23 protein-coding genes are annotated in these 17,862 nt (G+C 44.6%); 19 read left to right on the forward strand and 4 right to left on the reverse strand.

The window, feature by feature from the left end:
* Positions 1 to 223: 223 nt before the first annotated feature.
* The 3 genes from K1J09_RS11575 to K1J09_RS11585 are packed head-to-tail and all read left to right on the forward strand — an operon-like array spanning position 224 to position 1,032.
* The gene (locus tag K1J09_RS11575; RefSeq protein WP_002896748.1) at positions 224 to 427 is read left to right on the forward strand and encodes a helix-turn-helix transcriptional regulator; all 204 of its coding nucleotides are present in this window, start codon (positions 224 to 226) and stop codon (positions 425 to 427) included.
* Positions 424 to 588 (forward strand): hypothetical protein, encoded by a 165-nt coding sequence (locus K1J09_RS11580; protein WP_125331836.1) that lies wholly within the window; start codon positions 424 to 426, stop codon positions 586 to 588. The genes K1J09_RS11575 and K1J09_RS11580 overlap by 4 nt, the downstream gene beginning before the upstream one ends.
* Before the next feature lie 9 nt (positions 589 to 597).
* Complete coding sequence (locus tag K1J09_RS11585; protein ID WP_125331838.1) at positions 598 to 1,032, forward strand: hypothetical protein; 435 nt, start codon at positions 598 to 600, stop codon at positions 1,030 to 1,032.
* A gap of 58 nt (positions 1,033 to 1,090) precedes the next feature.
* On the opposite strand, the gene K1J09_RS11590 is transcribed toward K1J09_RS11585, so the two are convergent.
* Entirely contained in the window at positions 1,091 to 1,885 is a 795-nt protein-coding gene (locus K1J09_RS11590; RefSeq protein ID WP_125331840.1) for an MBL fold metallo-hydrolase, read from the reverse strand.
* A gap of 168 nt (positions 1,886 to 2,053) precedes the next feature.
* On the opposite strand from K1J09_RS11590, the gene K1J09_RS11595 reads away from it, so the two are divergent.
* Positions 2,054 to 2,389: a winged helix-turn-helix transcriptional regulator gene (locus K1J09_RS11595; protein WP_125331842.1), complete on the forward strand. Its 336-nt coding sequence runs from the start codon at positions 2,054 to 2,056 to the stop codon at positions 2,387 to 2,389.
* A 120-nt stretch (positions 2,390 to 2,509) separates the two neighbouring features.
* Here the strand turns inward: K1J09_RS11595 and K1J09_RS11600 are convergent, their stop codons facing one another.
* Complete coding sequence (locus K1J09_RS11600; RefSeq protein WP_223322854.1) at positions 2,510 to 3,994, reverse strand: DUF1846 domain-containing protein; 1,485 nt, start codon at positions 3,992 to 3,994, stop codon at positions 2,510 to 2,512.
* Between the two features lie 119 nt (positions 3,995 to 4,113).
* Positions 4,114 to 5,178 carry a glutamyl aminopeptidase gene (pepA, locus tag K1J09_RS11605; protein WP_049542008.1) on the reverse strand — a complete coding sequence of 355 codons (1,065 nt, stop codon included), beginning with the start codon at positions 5,176 to 5,178 and terminating at the stop codon, positions 4,114 to 4,116.
* Positions 5,179 to 5,348: 170 nt separating this feature from the next.
* Between pepA and K1J09_RS11610 the strand changes: the two genes are divergently transcribed.
* From K1J09_RS11610 to ytpR, 3 genes are read left to right on the forward strand one after another with little or no spacing between them, the layout of a single operon-like run.
* Positions 5,349 to 5,636, forward strand: a complete 288-nt coding sequence (locus K1J09_RS11610) for a DUF4651 domain-containing protein (protein WP_223323474.1) — start codon at positions 5,349 to 5,351, stop codon at positions 5,634 to 5,636.
* On the forward strand, positions 5,633 to 5,968 hold the full coding sequence (locus K1J09_RS11615) for a thioredoxin family protein (RefSeq protein WP_223322856.1): 336 nt from the start codon (positions 5,633 to 5,635) through the stop codon (positions 5,966 to 5,968). Before K1J09_RS11610 ends, K1J09_RS11615 begins: the two co-directional genes overlap by 4 nt.
* Positions 5,965 to 6,591 carry a YtpR family tRNA-binding protein gene (gene ytpR, locus K1J09_RS11620; protein ID WP_223322858.1) on the forward strand — a complete coding sequence of 209 codons (627 nt, stop codon included), beginning with the start codon at positions 5,965 to 5,967 and terminating at the stop codon, positions 6,589 to 6,591. The genes K1J09_RS11615 and ytpR overlap by 4 nt, the downstream gene beginning before the upstream one ends.
* A gap of 80 nt (positions 6,592 to 6,671) precedes the next feature.
* Here the strand turns inward: ytpR and K1J09_RS11625 are convergent, their stop codons facing one another.
* On the reverse strand, positions 6,672 to 7,259 hold the full coding sequence (locus K1J09_RS11625) for a hypothetical protein (RefSeq protein ID WP_223322861.1): 588 nt from the start codon (positions 7,257 to 7,259) through the stop codon (positions 6,672 to 6,674).
* Positions 7,260 to 7,387: 128 nt separating this feature from the next.
* Here K1J09_RS11625 and K1J09_RS11630 point away from each other — a divergent pair, with 128 nt between their 5' ends.
* The 12 genes from K1J09_RS11630 (at position 7,388) to groL (ending at position 17,741) form a co-directional block, all read left to right on the forward strand.
* Positions 7,388 to 7,783 (forward strand): single-stranded DNA-binding protein, encoded by a 396-nt coding sequence (locus K1J09_RS11630; protein ID WP_002928959.1) that lies wholly within the window; start codon positions 7,388 to 7,390, stop codon positions 7,781 to 7,783.
* Between the two features lie 279 nt (positions 7,784 to 8,062).
* Positions 8,063 to 9,049: a substrate-binding domain-containing protein gene (locus K1J09_RS11635; RefSeq protein WP_223322863.1), complete on the forward strand. Its 987-nt coding sequence runs from the start codon at positions 8,063 to 8,065 to the stop codon at positions 9,047 to 9,049.
* Positions 9,049 to 10,362 carry a sensor histidine kinase gene (locus tag K1J09_RS11640; RefSeq protein ID WP_002910806.1) on the forward strand — a complete coding sequence of 438 codons (1,314 nt, stop codon included), beginning with the start codon at positions 9,049 to 9,051 and terminating at the stop codon, positions 10,360 to 10,362. The genes K1J09_RS11635 and K1J09_RS11640 overlap by 1 nt, the downstream gene beginning before the upstream one ends.
* Positions 10,355 to 11,038: a response regulator transcription factor gene (locus K1J09_RS11645; protein ID WP_002896732.1), complete on the forward strand. Its 684-nt coding sequence runs from the start codon at positions 10,355 to 10,357 to the stop codon at positions 11,036 to 11,038. The genes K1J09_RS11640 and K1J09_RS11645 overlap by 8 nt, the downstream gene beginning before the upstream one ends.
* Complete coding sequence (locus tag K1J09_RS11650; protein WP_223322865.1) at positions 11,035 to 12,318, forward strand: ABC transporter substrate-binding protein; 1,284 nt, start codon at positions 11,035 to 11,037, stop codon at positions 12,316 to 12,318. Before K1J09_RS11645 ends, K1J09_RS11650 begins: the two co-directional genes overlap by 4 nt.
* A gap of 220 nt (positions 12,319 to 12,538) precedes the next feature.
* Complete coding sequence (locus K1J09_RS11655) at positions 12,539 to 12,976, forward strand: PTS sugar transporter subunit IIA (RefSeq protein ID WP_223322866.1); 438 nt, start codon at positions 12,539 to 12,541, stop codon at positions 12,974 to 12,976.
* A 43-nt stretch (positions 12,977 to 13,019) separates the two neighbouring features.
* Complete coding sequence (locus tag K1J09_RS11660; RefSeq protein ID WP_002896729.1) at positions 13,020 to 13,514, forward strand: PTS system mannose/fructose/N-acetylgalactosamine-transporter subunit IIB; 495 nt, start codon at positions 13,020 to 13,022, stop codon at positions 13,512 to 13,514.
* 27 nt (positions 13,515 to 13,541) lie between these two features.
* Positions 13,542 to 14,387: a PTS mannose/fructose/sorbose/N-acetylgalactosamine transporter subunit IIC gene (locus K1J09_RS11665; protein WP_002896728.1), complete on the forward strand. Its 846-nt coding sequence runs from the start codon at positions 13,542 to 13,544 to the stop codon at positions 14,385 to 14,387.
* Positions 14,371 to 15,225, forward strand: a complete 855-nt coding sequence (locus K1J09_RS11670) for a PTS system mannose/fructose/sorbose family transporter subunit IID (protein ID WP_002896727.1) — start codon at positions 14,371 to 14,373, stop codon at positions 15,223 to 15,225. The genes K1J09_RS11665 and K1J09_RS11670 overlap by 17 nt, the downstream gene beginning before the upstream one ends.
* Positions 15,226 to 15,319: 94 nt before the next feature.
* Positions 15,320 to 15,610: a hypothetical protein gene (locus K1J09_RS11675; protein ID WP_002901670.1), complete on the forward strand. Its 291-nt coding sequence runs from the start codon at positions 15,320 to 15,322 to the stop codon at positions 15,608 to 15,610.
* 203 nt (positions 15,611 to 15,813) lie between these two features.
* Positions 15,814 to 16,095 (forward strand): co-chaperone GroES, encoded by a 282-nt coding sequence (gene groES, locus K1J09_RS11680; protein WP_002919847.1) that lies wholly within the window; start codon positions 15,814 to 15,816, stop codon positions 16,093 to 16,095.
* A gap of 23 nt (positions 16,096 to 16,118) precedes the next feature.
* Positions 16,119 to 17,741, forward strand: coding sequence for a chaperonin GroEL (gene groL / locus K1J09_RS11685; protein WP_002896724.1), 1,623 nt, complete (start codon positions 16,119 to 16,121; stop codon positions 17,739 to 17,741).
* The last annotated feature ends 121 nt before the right edge of the window (positions 17,742 to 17,862 follow it).

Here is a 17,862-nt window from a genome sequence, read left to right on the forward strand (position 1 = left end):
CCCACCTCCGCACAGTTGAGTAGGGCTGTAAAAGCTGATGAAATCAGCGTAGTAGAGCCCACTCAACCACTGCGTCTTGCTCGACAATCCAAAGACAATTGAGAGGCTAGGACTTTTGTCCCAGCCTCTTTTTTTGCCGCTTTCTTCTTGACAAAAGATGTAAAGGAGGCTAAACTATAGTTGAAAAGTAAAGTTTGTTTTACATTATGGAAAGGAGGCAGCCTTGGAAAATCGAATTCAAGAATTACGAAAAAGAAAAAAGCTCAGCCAAGAAGAACTGGCTGAGAAGCTAGAGGTCACGAGACAAACGATTATTTCTTTGGAAAAAGGCCGCTATAATGCCTCGCTGCTTTTGGCTCATAAAATTGCATCATTTTTCAATTTAAGGATTGAAGAAGTTTTTCTCTTTGAGGAGGATGAATCATGAAATGGACTTATTTGTGTAAATGGATATTGGCTATTTTGGTGGTGGTTGGCTTATCTTATCTCCATTTTAAAGCCAATTTTATCCCTAAGGAAATCCTGCCTTTTGTGGGAATGTTCCTGATTGTGGTGATTTTGAAAATTTTTCAAGCATATGAAAAATAGGAGGCTGACATGGAAAGACTAACAAAACAAGAATTTCGGAAAAAACTTCAAAGGAAGGTTATCGTAGGGCGTATCTTAAGCTTTATCATCTTGCTAGGACTGGCCTGGAGCCATTTTCATTCTCTGGATGATCAGCAGGAAGGAGTCATGCTCGGCATACTGTTGGGGCTTTCTTTGATGACCATTCGGTATAATCTGGCCTTAAGACGGGAGGAAAATTTTGAGAAGCTCTACATTCAGGTGACTGACGAGCGCAATCGCATGATTGACGAAAAGACTCGTACTTTGCTTTTTAATATCCTTTTGCTGCTGGCAGCCTGTTTGAGTGTCCTGTCCATGATTTTCCCAATCATCTTGAGTCTCAATCAGTTTCTGACCGTGACCATTATTCTGGTTTTGGGACTTTACTATCTCTTGCGTTTTCTCCTGTCTAAGCGTTATTAAAAAAAAGCTGGCAGAGCCAGCTTTCCCAACAAGCTTTTAATAAAGCTTGTTTTTTCTACTATTTCAAACCAAGGAATGGTTCATTTAAATCAATCAGTACCTCTCCCATATAATCTGGGAAACTAGTCATCATAGCCTTTTTATATTGACTGAAGGTCTCTACTTTGCCTAAGGTTTCCTGCGCTAAGTTTAGGTAATCTGTCATGTGTATAAAAACGTCCTTATTTGTTGGTAAACCATGACCTGGTAATATGAGATTCCAGTCGCGACCATTTAAGTTGGCTAAAACTTCCTTCCAATTTTCTAACTCTTGTTGAGCAACAAAGAGATGAATGCCGTTGTAAACAATATCCTGCGTGATAATGACCCCCTGCTCTACCAATTCTAAAGTCGTGATGAAGCTGCTTTCAGTATCTGCTACTTTTGCAACACGGATGGTTACACCATCAACCTCAAAATCTCCCTCATCTAAAATCAAGTTTGGAAGAACAGCTTCTTCTTGAGTTGGGACTAGATCACCCAAGGCTTGTCTGTTACGCTCAATTGATTCTGCACCGATTTCATCTAGCTCACTTACCACTTCTTTGATAGCGTAGATTTTTTCACCTTCAAATACAGAGGTACCAAACCAGTGGTCAGGGTGACTGTGTGAGATGATGACTTTTGCAATCGGCTTGTTCAAACGATCGATAAAGGCTTTCACTTCCTTAGCGTATGGTAAGAGCATTTGAGTATCAACTACGATTAAATGATTTTCTGTTTCAATAATATGTGTGTTGACCAGAGCGCCGTCTTCTGGCGCGGTATAGGTATGGGTAGTAACTTTATCAAATTTTCTGCTTGTCATTGTCATATAAATGATCTCCTTTAATTTTTCTTGCTTTTTTCAAGCTACGGGTATATAATATCATCGATAGTTACTTTTGAAAAGTATGCACCTTAAAGTGCCCTAATAACCAAAAAGTTACTATTGTTTGTTTTCAAAGAAAGTTCAACGATATTTTAAAAAATAGGAGAAGACATGACTAGTAAAAAACTACCAAAAGATTTACCAGCTTGCCCAATAGAAACAACCTTGCTACTTATTAGTAGCAAATGGAATATTCTTATCCTGCGTGATTTAATGGAGGGAACGAAGCGCTTTGGAGAATTGCAACGATCAATTGGTCTCATCAGTCAAAAAGTCTTAACAGCTAGCTTGCGAGACCTAGAAAATAAGGCTATTGTTGACCGAAAGGTCTACGCAGAGGTACCTCCTCGTGTTGAATACTCTCTGACTGAATTGGGTCGTTCCTTAAAGCCAATCCTAGATTCAATGTGGGATTGGGGGAGTTGGTATCAAGAACAACAATCGTAATCAGAAAAACCTTAGACGTGAGTGCCATCATCTAAGGTTTTTATATTGTATTGCCCTCAAAAAGTGAGTTTTTGTGTTTAAGTTTTGGGGTGCAGTTCAATTTCTGTATTAGAGTTGTTTTTATTTTCTATAAAGTCGATCATACTGGTAAACGGGGTCCATGGTTACATGGATGCCCAACTTACGCAGGACGTTTTTGTCTTCATCTGTCAGAGTGACGGTGGAGTGGGCCTCGCTGCCCTTGAGATTACCGAGTTGCTGCATAGCATTTGCTGCATCTTGATTTTCCATGGCTGTGATTGCCAGAGCCATCAAGATTTCGTTTGAGTGGAGGCGAGGATTGCGGCTGCCCAGATGATTGATTTTCAGGCCTTGGATTGGCTTGACATACTCAGGCTCAATCAGCTTGGTTTCTTTGGCAATGTTAGCTAATTTCTTAATGGCATTAATCAATACAGCAGCCGTAGGGCCAAAGAGTTCAGAGGTTTTACCAGTTACGATTTCACCGTTTGGCAATTCCAAGGCCAGAGCAGGCTCGCCAGTGCTTTCAGCTTTATCGCGTGCTACAACTGTTACCTTACGGTCCAGCGGTGTGATGCCCAGATCGTTCATCAAGAGTTCGATTTTCTTGACAGCAGATTCAGAAACGCGCTCTGCCTTGAAGTCCAGAATCGTCTGGTAGTAGCGACGGATGATTTCCTGCTGAGATGCCTCGATAGCTGCATCATTATCTACAATAGCAAAGCCGACCATGTTGACGCCCATGTCTGTTGGAGAAGCATAAGGTGATTTTCCAAGGATGCGCTCCAGCATACGTTTGAGGACTGGGAAAATTTCAATATCGCGGTTGTAGTTGACTGTAGTCTTGCCGTAGGTTTGCAGGTGGAAAGGATCAATCATGTTGACATCGTCCAGGTCTGCCGTCGCTGCCTCATAAGCTAAATTGACCGGATGGTGCAGGGGCAGATTCCAAACGGGGAAGGTTTCAAACTTGGCGTAGCCTGATTTGATGCCATTGATTTGGTCATGATACATGTTGGACAAGCAAGTAGCCAATTTACCAGAACCAGGACCAGGTGCGGTCACAACGACTAAATTACGGCTGGTTTTGATGTAGTCGTTTTTCCCCATACCTTCAGGTGAGATGATATGATCCATGTCAGTCGGGTAGCCCTTAATCGGGTAGTGGATGTAGGAGGCGATACCATTCTTTTCCAGCTGGCTGCGGAAGAGGTCCGCCGCCGACTGACCGGAATACTGGGTGATGACCACTGAGCCTACATAAATATCCAGCTCGTTAAAGGTATCAATTAGTCGCAGCACTTCCTGATCATAGGAAATGCCCAAATCACCACGCGCCTTAGAGTGCTCAATGTTGTTGGCATTGATAGCAATGACAATCTCTACTTGGTCCTTGAGCTCTTTGAGTAATCTGATTTTATTGTCCGGCTCGTAGCCTGGCAGGACACGGGCAGCATGGAAGTCTTCCAGCATTTTACCGCCGAATTCCATGTAAAGTTTGCCCTCAAATTGATTAATGCGCTCCAAGATATGGTCGCGCTGTAGGTTTAAGTATTTCTCAGAATCAAAAGCAATTTTTTTCATGTATATTTTCACCTCTGCTAAGCATTATAACAAAATTTTCTTCAAATTGGAAAGTTGAAAGGGGAAGTATCAGACAAAAGAGATAGCAGCCCGAATGAGGAACGGGCTGCCTTTTGAGATTAGTAGTTGGTAATCGTGTCCACCGTTGAGCGATCCAGCTTTTTGACCAGAGCTTGCAGGAAAGCTTGGGCTTGCAGAAAATCGTCCATGGCATAGAGAGTTTGGTGGGAGTGGATGTAGCGGGCGCAGACACCAATGGTAGTAGATGGTACGCCGCCGCTTTGGAGATGGGCAGCACCAGCATCCGTTCCGCCCTTGCCGCAGTAGTATTGATACTTGATGCCAGCTTCCTCAGCAGTTGTCAAGAGGAAGTCTTTCATAGCTGGCAGCATGAGATGACCAGGGTCAAAGAAGCGAATCAGGGTTCCGTCACCGATGGCCCCTTGACCGCCATAGATGTCGCCCGCTGGTGAGCAATCTACAGCCAGGAAGACCTCAGGGGCAAATTTTGTCGTAGAAGCATGGGCACCACGCAGGCCAACCTCTTCTTGAACATTGGCCCCGACATAGAGTTGGCTGCCTAGTGGTTGACCAAACAAGGCATGGGCCAATTCGCTGACCATAAGGACGCCGTAGCGATTGTCCCAGGCTTTGGAGATGATATTTTTACCGTTAGCTGTTAGAATAGCAGAGCTGTCTGGCACGATCGTGTCTCCTGGACGGATGCCGTAGCTTTCAGCTTCCGCCTTATCCACAAAGCCACCGTCAAAGACAATATCTGCAATCTGTGGCATAACTGGTCCGCCAGATCCGCGCGTCAGATGAGGAGGGACAGAGCCTGAGATAAGAGGGATTTCCCGACCTTCACGGGTAAAGAGTTTGAAGCGTTGACTGCTCACGACCAGCGGATTCCAGCCGCCGATTTCCACTACGCGGAAGGTGCCGTCCGGCTTGATCTCGCTGACCATAAAGCCAACCTCGTCCATGTGAGCCGCTACCAATACACGGGGAGCATTTTCAGCTTCTGCATGGCGTACCCCAAAGATACCGCCTAGACCGTCAGTGACGATCTCATCGACATGCGGAGTGATTTTTTCCCGCAGGTAGCTGCGAACAGGTGCCTCGTGACCTGAAATAGCAGAAAGCTCTGTTACTTCCTTGATTTTTGAAAATAATGTTGTCATAAACTTACCTTCTTTCTGCCCCCTATTTTATCACTTTTTACGGTAAATGAGTAGGGAAATCTTATAGCTTGCCTGAATCAAGAGGACTGCCCGCCCAAGAATCCAGCTTCTCCCAGGAAAATCTGGAATATTGTTTGTCGCCTCTGCTCTTTTGTGTTAAAATATTCTACATGAAAGCTAAAAAAATCATTTTAACCACAACCGCCCTTTTGGGGGCTGGAGCGCTGGCTTTTGGAGCAGCCAAAGTCGTACAGGAGCAGAAACGACTGCGTAATCGGGAGGAAATCGTCGAGCTTGTGCGAGATTTCTTTTCCAGTCAGGGTACTATTTCCTGCCTTTATGTCAAGCTCTACGAGTCCACAGATGACTGCTTGGTTGGCGGTTTGGTCTTAGAGGACGACCGTCATTTTGCCTTTGTCTATGAAAATGGTCAGCTAAGCTACGAGGAAGAAGCATGATTTTTCCTGTAAATATAGAGGAATTGGCCTCTTATGTCAATGATGGGGAGAAGACTGTCTTCTTTTTCACGGCTGAATGGTGCGGAGATTGCCGATTTATCCAACCTTTTTTGCCAGAGATAGAAGCTGAAAATCTTGACTATCGCTTTATCCAAGTGGACCGTGATGCCTATTTGGAACTGGCCAAAGAGTGGGACATTTACGGGATTCCCAGTTTAGTAGTGCTGGAAAAGGGACAGGAGATTGGCCGTCTGGTCAATCGTGACCGCAAGACCAAGGGCCAAATCAATGAATTTTTAGCTAGTATAAGAGAAAAAGGGAGCGTAAAATGATTTTTACATATAATAAAGAGTATGTCGGCGACGTGCTGATGATTATTGCTGCGGACAATCAAGGAGCTAAACTGGCAGCTGAGCGCAAGGGACGGGTAGCGCGTGTTTACCGTGAAGACAATGGCCAGACAGTAGCTTGGAATATTTTTGAGCAGTCTGACCTTTTTGAAATTGCAGAGCGCGGACAGGTCTTTTTGACAGATGAGCAAGTGGCCATTCTCAATCAGGAGCTAAGCAAGGAAGGATTCCCAGCGGACTTGGTTAATGACAGCCAGCCAAAATTTGTGGTTGGAGAAATCGTTGATATGGTAGCTCATCCAGATAGTGACCACCTGAATATCTGCCAAGTGCAGGTGGCTGCTGATAAGACCGTTCAAATCGTGGCCGGTGCTCCTAATGCCAAGGTCGGACTCAAAACGATTGTGGCTCTGCCGGGTGCTATGATGCCTAAAGGGAATTTGATTTTTCCTGGAGAACTTCGAGGCGAAAAGAGTTTTGGTATGATGTGCAGCCCACGGGAACTTCAGTTGCCTAATGCGCCTCAAAAACGCGGCATCATCGAATTATCCGATAGTGAACTAGTTGGAACTGCCTTTGACCCAGCCAAACATTGGCAGGGATAAAAATGAAGATTTAAAATCACAAAAAGCTCAGAATTTCTGAGCTTTTTTGTTAGAAACTTATGGCTAATCCTCACACTGTCTCAAAAGAAGACGCTGTCGCTATTACTTTGCGAGTCGGTTGTCGACTGAGGAGTGGCTGTGGGGCTCTGGCTCGGAGTGCTGTATTTGTATTGGTAGATAAGGCTGTTTAGGCCGTGGTCTTCCAATACTTTGAGGCGCTTTCTCTTGAAAACAATGCCGATGAGTTGGCTGTCAGGATAGGCATAAATTTTGTGGCGGGGATGATTAAAGGAAGCAAAGTCATGGAAGCCATCCTCCATCCAAAGGCCAATCTCGGATTCTTCACTGTCTCGGCTGTAGCGAGCATGACTAATCTGCTGCATAGGAATGCAGTAGGTGGCAGCTGATAAGAGTCCGCTATAATGGTAGGTTACATATTCGTGGTCAAAGGAGAGGATAGTCGCATGAATGGTTAGTCTGCGAATAGCAAAGATAAGGAGCAGTAAGAAGAAAGCAGCAACCAGTAGACTAAGGACAAAGAAACTGGTGTCTTTGTAGGGGATGGAGCTAGTCAGGTAGTCTACGGCAGCCAAGGCAGAAAAGCCTCCGAACCACAGAGAAATCAGGATAAAAAGAATATTTTTCACAGGCGAATGTTTAATGGTCATCGGAGCCTCTATTATACAAATCTAGTAGGAAAGGGGCAGAAACTGCAACTTTCCTTTTTATCTATACTATACCACATTTTTTTCACTTTTTGCCTCCTTTTACGAATGATAAGTTAGGAGGATATAAAATGTATAATAAAGTAATAGTAATCGGCCGGCTGACGGCTACGCCTGAACTTCACAAGACTGCGAATGAAAAATCTGTTGCCCGCGCAACGGTCGCGGTTAATCGCCCTTATAAGTCGCAGAGCGGTGAGCGTGAGGCGGATTTTGTAAATGTGGTTGTCTGGGGGCGCCTAGCTGAGACTTTAGCCAGCTATGCAAGTAAGGGCAGCTTGATTTCTCTGGATGGTGAGTTGCGGACTCGTCGCTATGAAAAGGAGGGGGCCACTCATTATGTGACAGAGGTGCTCTGTCATAGCTTCCAACTACTGGAAAGTCGGGCCCAGCGTGCTCTGCGTGAAAATAATAGCGGAGCTGATTTGGCAGATTTGGTGTTGGAAGAAGAGGAACTTCCCTTTTAAGCAAGAAGCAAAGACTGGGAAATGACCTTGCTCTAAAAAATCATTATTCAGTTTTGTAGGATGCAAGCTCTGTTTGACTGAATTCTATTTCTCTCAAGCTTTTAAAAGTTTAGTTATGATCGTCGAGGTGGGACCAAGAATCAAAAATCAATGATTTTTTAGATTCTCTCTCGCCTCTTTTATTATAGCCATTTCTGGAAAGATTTTGCTTTTTGGCGGCTTTGTAATATAATAATCCTATATGTTCCATAAAGGTGCTTACGGCATAGGGGGTGAAAAATGGTATCAGCTAAAGTCAAAAAACGGATACAGCATTATCAGAAAAAGGCTCTCTGGCCGCTTTTCATTCTGCTTATCTTGGGTTTGCTTTTTGTTTATTTCAAGGGCGTTGTGCCAGATGAGAAGCAGGTCAAGATTGGGGTGACCTATATGACCATGAACAATGACTTTTACAAGACCTTAAATGCGGAACTGGAGAAGAAAACCAACCAGCAGGGCAGCCGACTTTACGTTCGGGATCCTGAGCTGGATGAGGGCAAGCAGAGCCAGCAGATTGACTTTTTTGTTCGAGAAAAGGTTGATGTCATTGTTATCAATCCAGTGAAAAGCAATAGTCCAAGTATCATTTCCTCTCTTCAAAAGGCCAAGAAAGCTGGGATTAAAATTATCGTAGTGGATGCGCCTATCAGTCAGGATGTAAAAGTGGATACGACCATTGTGTCTGATAACTACCAAGCAGGCGTCCTGATTGCCCAGGACATGATGAAGCGTCGGCCTTCTGCCAATATTCTCCTTCTAGAGCACCGCAATGCCGTCTCTGCCATGGACCGGATTCAGGGATTTATTGATACGATTGAAAAACGGCCTAGCTACAGGATTATTTCCCAGAAAGAAACACTGGGCCAGACTGAGGAAACCATGCCGCAGGTCAAAGGGGCTCTAGACGAAGGTTTAGACTTTAATGTAGTTATGGCGCTCAATGATCGAGCAGCTATCGGGGCCTTGGCTGCTATTAAAAATCAAGGTCTTGATAAGAAAATCTCAATCTATGGCGTGGATGGTTCACCAGATATCAAAAACTTTCTGGCTACGACTAGCGATATAGAGGGAACCGTGGCCCAATCGCCCATTCAGATGGGGCGCAAGGTGGCGCAGGTAATTGAGCTGATGCAGGAGGGGAAATCCTACGACAGCCAATACCTGATTCCCGTTCACTTAGTCAACAGGGATAATATCAGTCAATACACAGTTACAGGGTGGCAATAATGAGACCTCAAAAAAGTATATTTTACAGCAAAATAGCCTTGATGGTCATCAATCTGGTTGCCATTGTCTATAATGCGTCCATCTATCTCTTTGCGACCAACTATGTAGCAGCTAAGGGCTTCAGTCATTCGCTTTTGGAGCGTTTGGATGCTATTCCGGGCTCTCCCAGCTTGATTTTCTGGGTATCAATTAGCCTCTATGGTAGTTTGCTTTTGGTCATGTACTATCGCGAGCGCCACCCCAATCAGCTGTCCGTCTATGACAAGGCAACCATTATTGAAATCCTGCTCATGCTGGTCATCTTTTCCGTTCTGCACTCGTCCTACAATGGCTTGATTCTCCTGGTGTTTGCGGATATTTTCTATGGCTCTAAGGAGTTCAATTCTTCTAAGGACAAGAAGTATTGGTTTTCTTTCATTATTTTGAGCTTTGGCATGCTGCTCTTGTCCAACTATGACCTCATGTCGCTCTTTATCAAGCTGCCTTCGCTGGATACCTATATTCGGTTTTACCCAGAGTCCGTTCGGCTGTTACTGCTTTTTGGTAAGAACTTTCTCTACTCCCTCAATATCGTTGTCTTTATGATTTCCTTGCTCTTCTATATCTTGTCGGCTATTACAGAGCGTCATCGGATTGAGGAAGAGCTGCGCATGACTTCTCAGGCCAATCGCGAGTTGAACTCTTATCTGGCCTTGTCTGAGAAAATAGCAGAAGATCGAGAGCGAAAGCGGATTGCCAGAGAGATTCACGATACATTGGGCCATGCCCTGACGGGAATTTCGGCGGGTATTGATGCGGTCAAGGTCTTGGTTGATATTGATACCAATCGGGCTAAGGAGCAGCTCAATAATGTCTCAGTCGTCGTTCGAGATGGTATCCGTGATGTCCGAGGCTCGCTCAATAAGATGCGGCCGGGAGCTCTGGAAAATAATACTTTGAAGGAAGCTCTGATTAAGATTATCCGTGAGTATGAAGCTATCTCCAACTTAGAGATTCATCTTCGTTACGAATGGGATAATATTGACTTGGATATTGCCAAGGAAGACATTGTCTTCCGGGTGATTCAGGAGTCTATTACCAACTCTGTCCGCCATGGGCATGCCAAGACTATCTGGATTGAGTTGCTGGAGGAAGAGTCCTATGTAATGACTATTCAGGATGATGGTGTTGGTTTTGATGAACTCCACTATGGCTATGGACTCAAGCAGATGCAGGAGCGTCTAATGATTATTGGCGGAAGCGTCCGATTTGAAAATCGGGACGGTTTCTACACGCATATCGAAATCCCAAAAATAGGAGGAAGACATGATTAAGGTTTTAATAGCAGACGATCAGGCCTTGATTCGCGAGTCTCTGCAAATCATCTTGTCAGCCCACGCTGATATTGAGGTTGTTGGGACAGTCGGAGACGGCAAGGAAGTGCTGGAAAAGCTTCATCGGGTACGCCCAGATGTGATTTTGATGGATATTCGCATGCCAGTCATGGACGGTGTTCTCTGTACCAAGGCTGTCAAGGAGCAGTATCCAGATGTGAAGATTATCATTCTGACGACCTTTGATGACGATGAATTTATCTTCTCCGCTCTCAAATACGGCGCGTCTGGTTATATTCTCAAAGGGGTTTCGACAGAAGAGCTTCACGAAGCCATTCAGACAGTCTATCGGGGCGGAGCTATGATCAATCCCAATATTGCCACCAAGGTCTTCAAAATCTTTTCACAGATGGCCCAGTCCAATTTTGCTATCACAGTGACGGAGGAAAATATAGAGGACATGAGCCGGACGGAGTGGAAGATTATCCAGCAGATTGGCTTTGGGATTTCCAATAAAGAAATTGCTGCTAAGCTCTTTCTATCAGAAGGGACAGTCCGAAATTACCTGTCAGGCATCCTAGCTAAGCTCAATTTGCGCGACCGAACCCAGCTGGCTATCTGGGCTGTGCAGACCGGAGTCACCCAGAGAGATTTTAGTAAGGAAAGCGACAAATGAAGTGGAGACTGAGACATTTGGCCCTACTGGTTGTCCTGATTATATCTGTTGCTTTGGCTTTTGTCTTTTGGGCCTCAGCTCAGGAAAAAGTCCTTCGTATCGGGGTCTATGCTGGCTCTAGCTGGGATGTGCCTAACAGCCGGGAAAACAAGGTCTTGGACATCCTGATTAAAAAATTTGAAAAGACGCATCCTCATGTCAAGGTCGTCTATGAAAGCGGTATTCCCAAGGATGATTACGCTGACTGGCTGGCAGAGCAAGTCTTGAAAGGCGAGCAGCCAGATCTCTTTATGGTACCGGAAAACGACTTTAGCATGTTGGCTTCGACTGGCGCGCTTAAATCCTTGGATACCCTCCTAACGGATGATGAACGAAAGGCTTTTTATCCGGTGGCTTATGAAGCCGGGCAATATCAGGGAGTCAGCTATGCTCTTCCAGTTGAGAGCAATCCCATCATGATGTGTGTCAATAAAGACCTGCTTGAAAAAGAAGGAATTAGCATTCCTGAGTCAGGTTGGACTTTAGAGGATTTCTATGAGATTTGCAAGAAAGTAACCAAGGATACCAATGGCGATGGTATAGTGGATCAATACGGTATAACAGATTACACGTGGCAGCAGGCTCTGGTAGCTTACGGCGGCCATCTTATCGATAAATCCGGTATCAATGTAGACAGCGCAGAGATGCACCAAGCCTTGGCCTTTATGAGCAAGCTAGATATGCTCAGCCAGCACTATAAGGTGACTTCTAATGACTTTGATGAGGGGCGGGTGGCCTTCTATCCTATGAGTCTGGCTCAGTATCGGACCTACAAGCCTTACCCTTACCATGTCGCCAAGTATTCAAGCTTTTCTTGGACCTGTATCCCGATGCCGACAGCCAATAGCCAGGTGATGGGAACACAGGTTAAGACCTCGCTCTTTGCCATGTCTTCCAATACCAAGCAAGAGAAGCTGGCTTGGGAATTTATGCTCTTGCTGTCACAGGATAAAGAAAGCCAGCAGGTTTTGTTTGAAAAATCGCAGGGGACCTCAGTTTTACCATCTGTGGTGAAAAGTCAACAGGCTAGAGAAATCTTACAGGCCGATGATTTTGGCTTGGATTCCTTGACTTCTGAGAGGCTAGACCACATGATGAATCGCTCCATCATTGACATCAGTCTGGAAGTGGACCGTCATACGATGGATCGGATGGACTATCTGATTCAAAATGCTATGCAGAATCAAGAGATTGACAGTGCCTTGCCGAGCATTCAAAGAGAAATAGAAAGCGGAAAATAATCTGCTTTCTTTTTTATTGCTAATTAAGCCAGAAAAAAGCACAGCTGACTAGACCAATATGACAAATGTCATATTTTTCCTAACAAATGTCATCTGGGCAAAGTGACATTTGACAATATGAAACCGGTTCCATATTCTGTACAATAAAATCATCAATAAATTCTTCGTCATCTAAAGCCTGACTTGGCTAAGAAGTCGAAGGATAAAGGAGGCAGGAAAGATGAAATACCTTGTACTGGTCAGCCATGGGGGACTGGCTGCAGGCGTGCAGAGTTCCTTGAAGATGTTTGCCGGAGACAAGACGGATCAGGTGATTGCGGTCGGTCTTCAGGAGAGCAAGTCAGTTGATGATTTTGCAGTTGATTTTACTCAGGCCTTGTCTGGCTTAAGCGCTGATGACAGTGTCTTAGTTCTGGCTGATATTGTAGGAGGCAGTCCTCTGACGACAGCAGCTAGCGTCTTAGCTGACATGGGTAAGCTCGACTCAGCAGTTATCTTGGGAGGTTTGAACCTGACCATGGGACTTACTGGCTTGGTTATGAAAGACATCTTGGACGGAAAAGAGCTGGCTCAGGCCATCCTTTCCGAGGCCACAGCTGCTTTGCAGGAATTTGAAGTCGTAAGCGATGCAGCTGACGAAGATGAAGACGACATTTAGTGCTTCCGCTATACATTATAAAAGATAAAAGGAGATTTTAAAGATGACAGTATCATTTGTACGGATTGACGACCGCATGATCCACGGTCAAACAGTCACTCGCTGGGCTAAGGAATACCCTTGTGATGGCTTGATTGCAGTTAATAATGCAGCCGCAGGAAACAAGGTTTTGATTCAGGCCTACAAGGGAGCTTCTGACAAGAAGACTTTTGTTTGGACCAAGGAAGCCTTCAAGGAAAAATCAGGCAAGGTCACAGAGTCAGACAGCCGTTATTTCCTCATTACGAAAAATCCTGTAGACATGAAGGAAATCCTAGTGGACCAAGGTTTTGTACCTGGGGATGTTAAGGAAATCATCGTAGGTCCTGCTAATGACCGTCCGGGAGCTGTTAAGCTGGGCAACAACCAGTCCATCACCCAGGAAGAAGCAGAAGCGATTGAGGCGATCGAAAAAGCAGGCTACAAAGTCAAATTCCAGCTCTTGCCTGATGTTTCCATCGGTTACTGGAGCGATTTCAAGTCTAAATTTGGTTTTTAATTACAATAATGAAAAGGAGAGTCTATTATGACAATTTCTTGGCTGCAAGCCGCTTTACTGGGTCTTTTTGCTAGTTTAGCTTCTATGCCTGGTATGGGTGGTTCTAGTATTGGTAACTACACTCTGGGACGTCCACTGGTCGGAGGTTTGATTAGTGGGTTGATTCTTGGAGATTTAAAAACAGGGATTATGGTTGGGGTAGCCCTTCAGGTCCTCTATATCGCTCTGGTAACACCAGGTGGTACAGTTTCCGCTGACGTGCGGGCGATCTCTTACATTGGGATTCCTCTCGCAATCTTGTTTGTTCACTCTAAAGGAATCACGTCTGAATCTGCTATCGCTGCAGCAGCTGCACCAATCGGAGCAGCAGTTGGTACTATCGGTACAGTTCTCTTCTATGGAACAGCTACTACAAACTTGCTTTGGCAACATATTGGTTGGAAAGCTGTTGAAAAAGGCGAATTCAAAAAGCTTTACGCTGTTGACTGGGTCTATCCTTGGATTTCCCACTTTGTCTTCTCTTTCCTTCCAACCATGATCATCACGAAGTTTGGTCCGAATATGGTTGAACTGATGAAAACCCACCTGCCAATGGATGGCTTCATCATGAAATCCCTCTTTACAGTCGGAGCTCTTCTCCCATGTGTCGGTATTGCCATTCTCTTGAAACAAATCGTTACCAAGGCTGCTGACTTTATCCCATTCTTTGTGGGCTTCACCTTGGCTAAGTCACTTGGTCTTAATTTGGTTGCCAGTGCAGTTGTTTCATTGATTTTTGCAGTAATTTACTATGAATTGGAAGTAATCAAATCAGCTCGAGTAACCGCGCCGGCTGGTGGAGCTGATTTTGATGACGATGAGGAGGATATCTAAGATGGCTGAAAGAAAGAAAATAACTAAAAAGACTTTAGCGAAATCATTCCACCATTGGTACTATGGTCATTTGACTTGCTTCTCTCAAGAGCACATGCAGACTTTCGGCTACTTGACCTCTATGCTGCCAATCGTGGAAGAACTCTACAAAGACAAAGCAGAGCAGAAAGAAGCTATGCAGACCTATACGGCTTTCTTCAACACAGAACCTCAGCTCGGAGCTTTGGTAGTAGGGATTACAGCTGGTTTGGAAGAAGCGCGTGCCAATGGTGACGCTGTTGACGGCGAAACTATCAATGGTATGCGTGCCGGTCTCATGGGACCTATCGCGGGTATCGGTGACTCTTTGGTAGTTGGAACTTTGATTCCAGTTCTGCTGGGGATTGCCCTTGGACTCTCTAAAGGTGGAAATCCTATCGGCGCTCTCTTCTACATCCTTGTCTGGAATGTTCTCATCTATGGCGGTATGCGCTTTGCCTACTTCAAAGGCTATGAATTAGGGGACAAGGCGGTAGAATTCCTTGTAGGACCTAAAGGACAGGCGCTTCGTAAGGCAATCAGTGTCATTGGTGGTATGGTTATCGGGGCAGTTGCTGCAACTTGGGTATCTGTAACGACTTCATTAGAGCTGAAAAATGCTGATGGCGAAGCTTTCCTGAAGTTGCAAGAAAAGATTGATGGTGTTTATCCAGGTCTCTTAACAGCTGGCTTTATCACCCTTTGTTGGTGGCTGATGGCCAAGAAAAAAGTATCACCAAACCTCGTTATGCTCCTCTTGGTTGTCATTGCTTTGATTGGTGTAGCGCTTGGCATCTTTGACCCTCAACTTAAATACTAATTCTCGCTCAATTTTAGGCTGGCAGTAAGTCCGATTTGCAGCTAGTCTAATACAAATTTGTTTGAGCAGAGTAAAAGAAAGAACGGAGAAGATCATGACAGAACAAGAATTGATTCAAGGCTATGAAACAGAAATTCACTACCAGAAGCATATGATTGAAAATCTAGGACGCTGGTTCAGTCTCTTCTTTGCCATTGCCAGCATCGGTCTTGTTCTGATTTATCTCTTTCATGAGACCAATCTCCTAGCACTGATTGCAGGAATCGTCCTAGCTCTACTAGGAATCTTAGCCATGCTTTTGTTTGGCTATGGTATCTATAGAGGACGCCTAAATCTGCAAAAAGTGATTGATGATTTTGAAGCAAAACTAAAACTTGCAAGATAGACATTCCCCCTAAAGACAAGTCTGAGAGGATTTTAGCTCGGACTTGTTTTTTTGAGTTTAGGACCAAGTGAAGAAAAAATAAAATTTTTCTTTCATCTAGCCGGTTTTTTTCTTGACTATTTCTGACCAAGTGATAAAATAATAACTATAGATTAGCACTCGATAGTTTAGAGTGCTAAAAATTCAATCTTTGGAGGAAAACTATGTTAAAACCATTAGGAGACCGTGTGGTCTTAAAAGTAGAAGAAAAAGAGCAGAAAGTTGGCGGATTTGTCATTGCGGGCAACGGCCAAGCAGCGACTAAGACAGCTGAAGTTGTAGCAGTTGGTCAAGGTATTCGTACTTTGAACGGTGAGCTGGTAGCCCTGAGTGTCAAGGAAGGGGACAAGGTTCTCGTAGAAAGCCATGCAGGCGTGGAAGTCAAGGACGGAGATGAAGCTTATCTCTTAGTCAGTGAAGCCAATATTCTAGCAGTTGTCGAGTAAGATTAGAAGAGAGGAATAATAAAATGGCAAAAGATATTAAATTTTCAGCAGATGCAAGAAGCAGTATGGTTCGTGGAGTTGACATCTTAGCAAATACTGTCAAGGTGACTTTGGGTCCTAAAGGCCGCAATGTCGTTTTGGAAAAATCCTTTGGATCACCCCTTATCACCAATGACGGTGTAACCATTGCCAAGGAAATCGAACTGGAAGACCATTTTGAAAACATGGGCGCTAAGCTGGTGTCAGAAGTTGCTTCAAAAACCAATGATATCGCTGGTGACGGAACAACAACAGCAACAGTTTTGACTCAGGCTATCGTCCGTGAAGGGATTAAAAATGTTACAGCTGGTGCTAATCCAATCGGTATCCGCCGCGGGATTGAAGCAGCCGTTGCGACAGCTGTTGAAGCCCTGAAATCTAACTCAGTTCCAGTTTCCAACAAGGAAGCTATTGCTCAGGTCGCAGCCGTATCTTCTCGCAGCGAGAAAGTCGGTGAGTATATCTCTGAAGCTATGGAAAAAGTTGGCAATGACGGCGTTATTACCATTGAAGAGTCCAAAGGAATGGAAACGGAGCTGGATGTAGTTGAGGGAATGCAGTTTGACCGCGGCTACTTGTCTCAGTACATGGTAACTGACAATGAAAAAATGGTAGCCGAACTGGACAATCCTTACATCTTGATTACTGACAAGAAAATTTCTAACATTCAAGAGATTCTGCCATTATTGGAAAACATCTTGAAAACCAATCGTCCGCTCTTGATTGTTGCAGATGATGTGGACGGTGAAGCTCTGCCAACGCTGGTTCTTAACAAGATTCGTGGAACCTTCAATGTTGTAGCTGTCAAGGCACCAGGCTTTGGTGATCGTCGTAAGGCTATGTTGGAAGACATCGCTATCTTGACGGGCGGTACAGTGATTACAGATGATCTTGGCCTAGAGCTCAAAGATGCTACGATTGAAGCGCTTGGACAAGCTTCTAAAGTCACTGTTGATAAGGACAGCACTGTGATTGTGGAAGGTTCTGGCAATCCTGAAGCCATTGCTAACCGTGTGGCAGTTATTAAGTCACAGATTGAAAGCAGCACTTCTGAGTTTGACCGTGAAAAACTGCAAGAACGTCTGGCTAAATTGTCCGGTGGTGTAGCTGTGATTAAGGTTGGAGCTGCAACCGAAACAGAACTCAAAGAAATGAAACTCCGCATCGAAGATGCCCTTAATGCAACCCGTGCAGCGGTAGAAGAAGGAATCGTCTCTGGTGGTGGTACTGCCTATATTAATGTACTGGACGCTGTCGCAGGTCTTGAGTTGGCAGGGGATGAAGCGACTGGTCGTAACATTGTTCTTCGCGCCTTGGAAGAGCCTGTCCGTCAAATCGCTCTGAATGCAGGCTTTGAAGGTTCAATCGTCATTGACCGTCTGAAAAACTCTGAAGTTGGTACAGGTTTTAATGCCGCGACTGGCGAATGGGTTAACATGATTGAGGCTGGAATCATTGACCCAGTTAAGGTGACTCGTTCAGCCTTGCAAAATGCCGCTTCTGTTGCCAGTCTTATCTTGACAACCGAAGCAGTAGTAGCTAATCAACCAGAACCAGCTAGCCCAGCTCCAGCTATGGATCCAGGCATGATGGGCGGTATGATGTAGGAAATAACGGGATTATATATTTCTATAAATTAGATATAATCTTTATCTTATATTTATCAATTAGAAAACTGAGCAGATTTGTTCAGTTTTTTTATTGTGACTAGTTATGTAGCAAGCATTA

It is taken from the genome of Streptococcus sanguinis (assembly GCF_019928825.1).
In the GTDB taxonomy this organism is placed as follows: Bacteria; Bacillota; Bacilli; order Lactobacillales; family Streptococcaceae; genus Streptococcus; species Streptococcus sanguinis_L.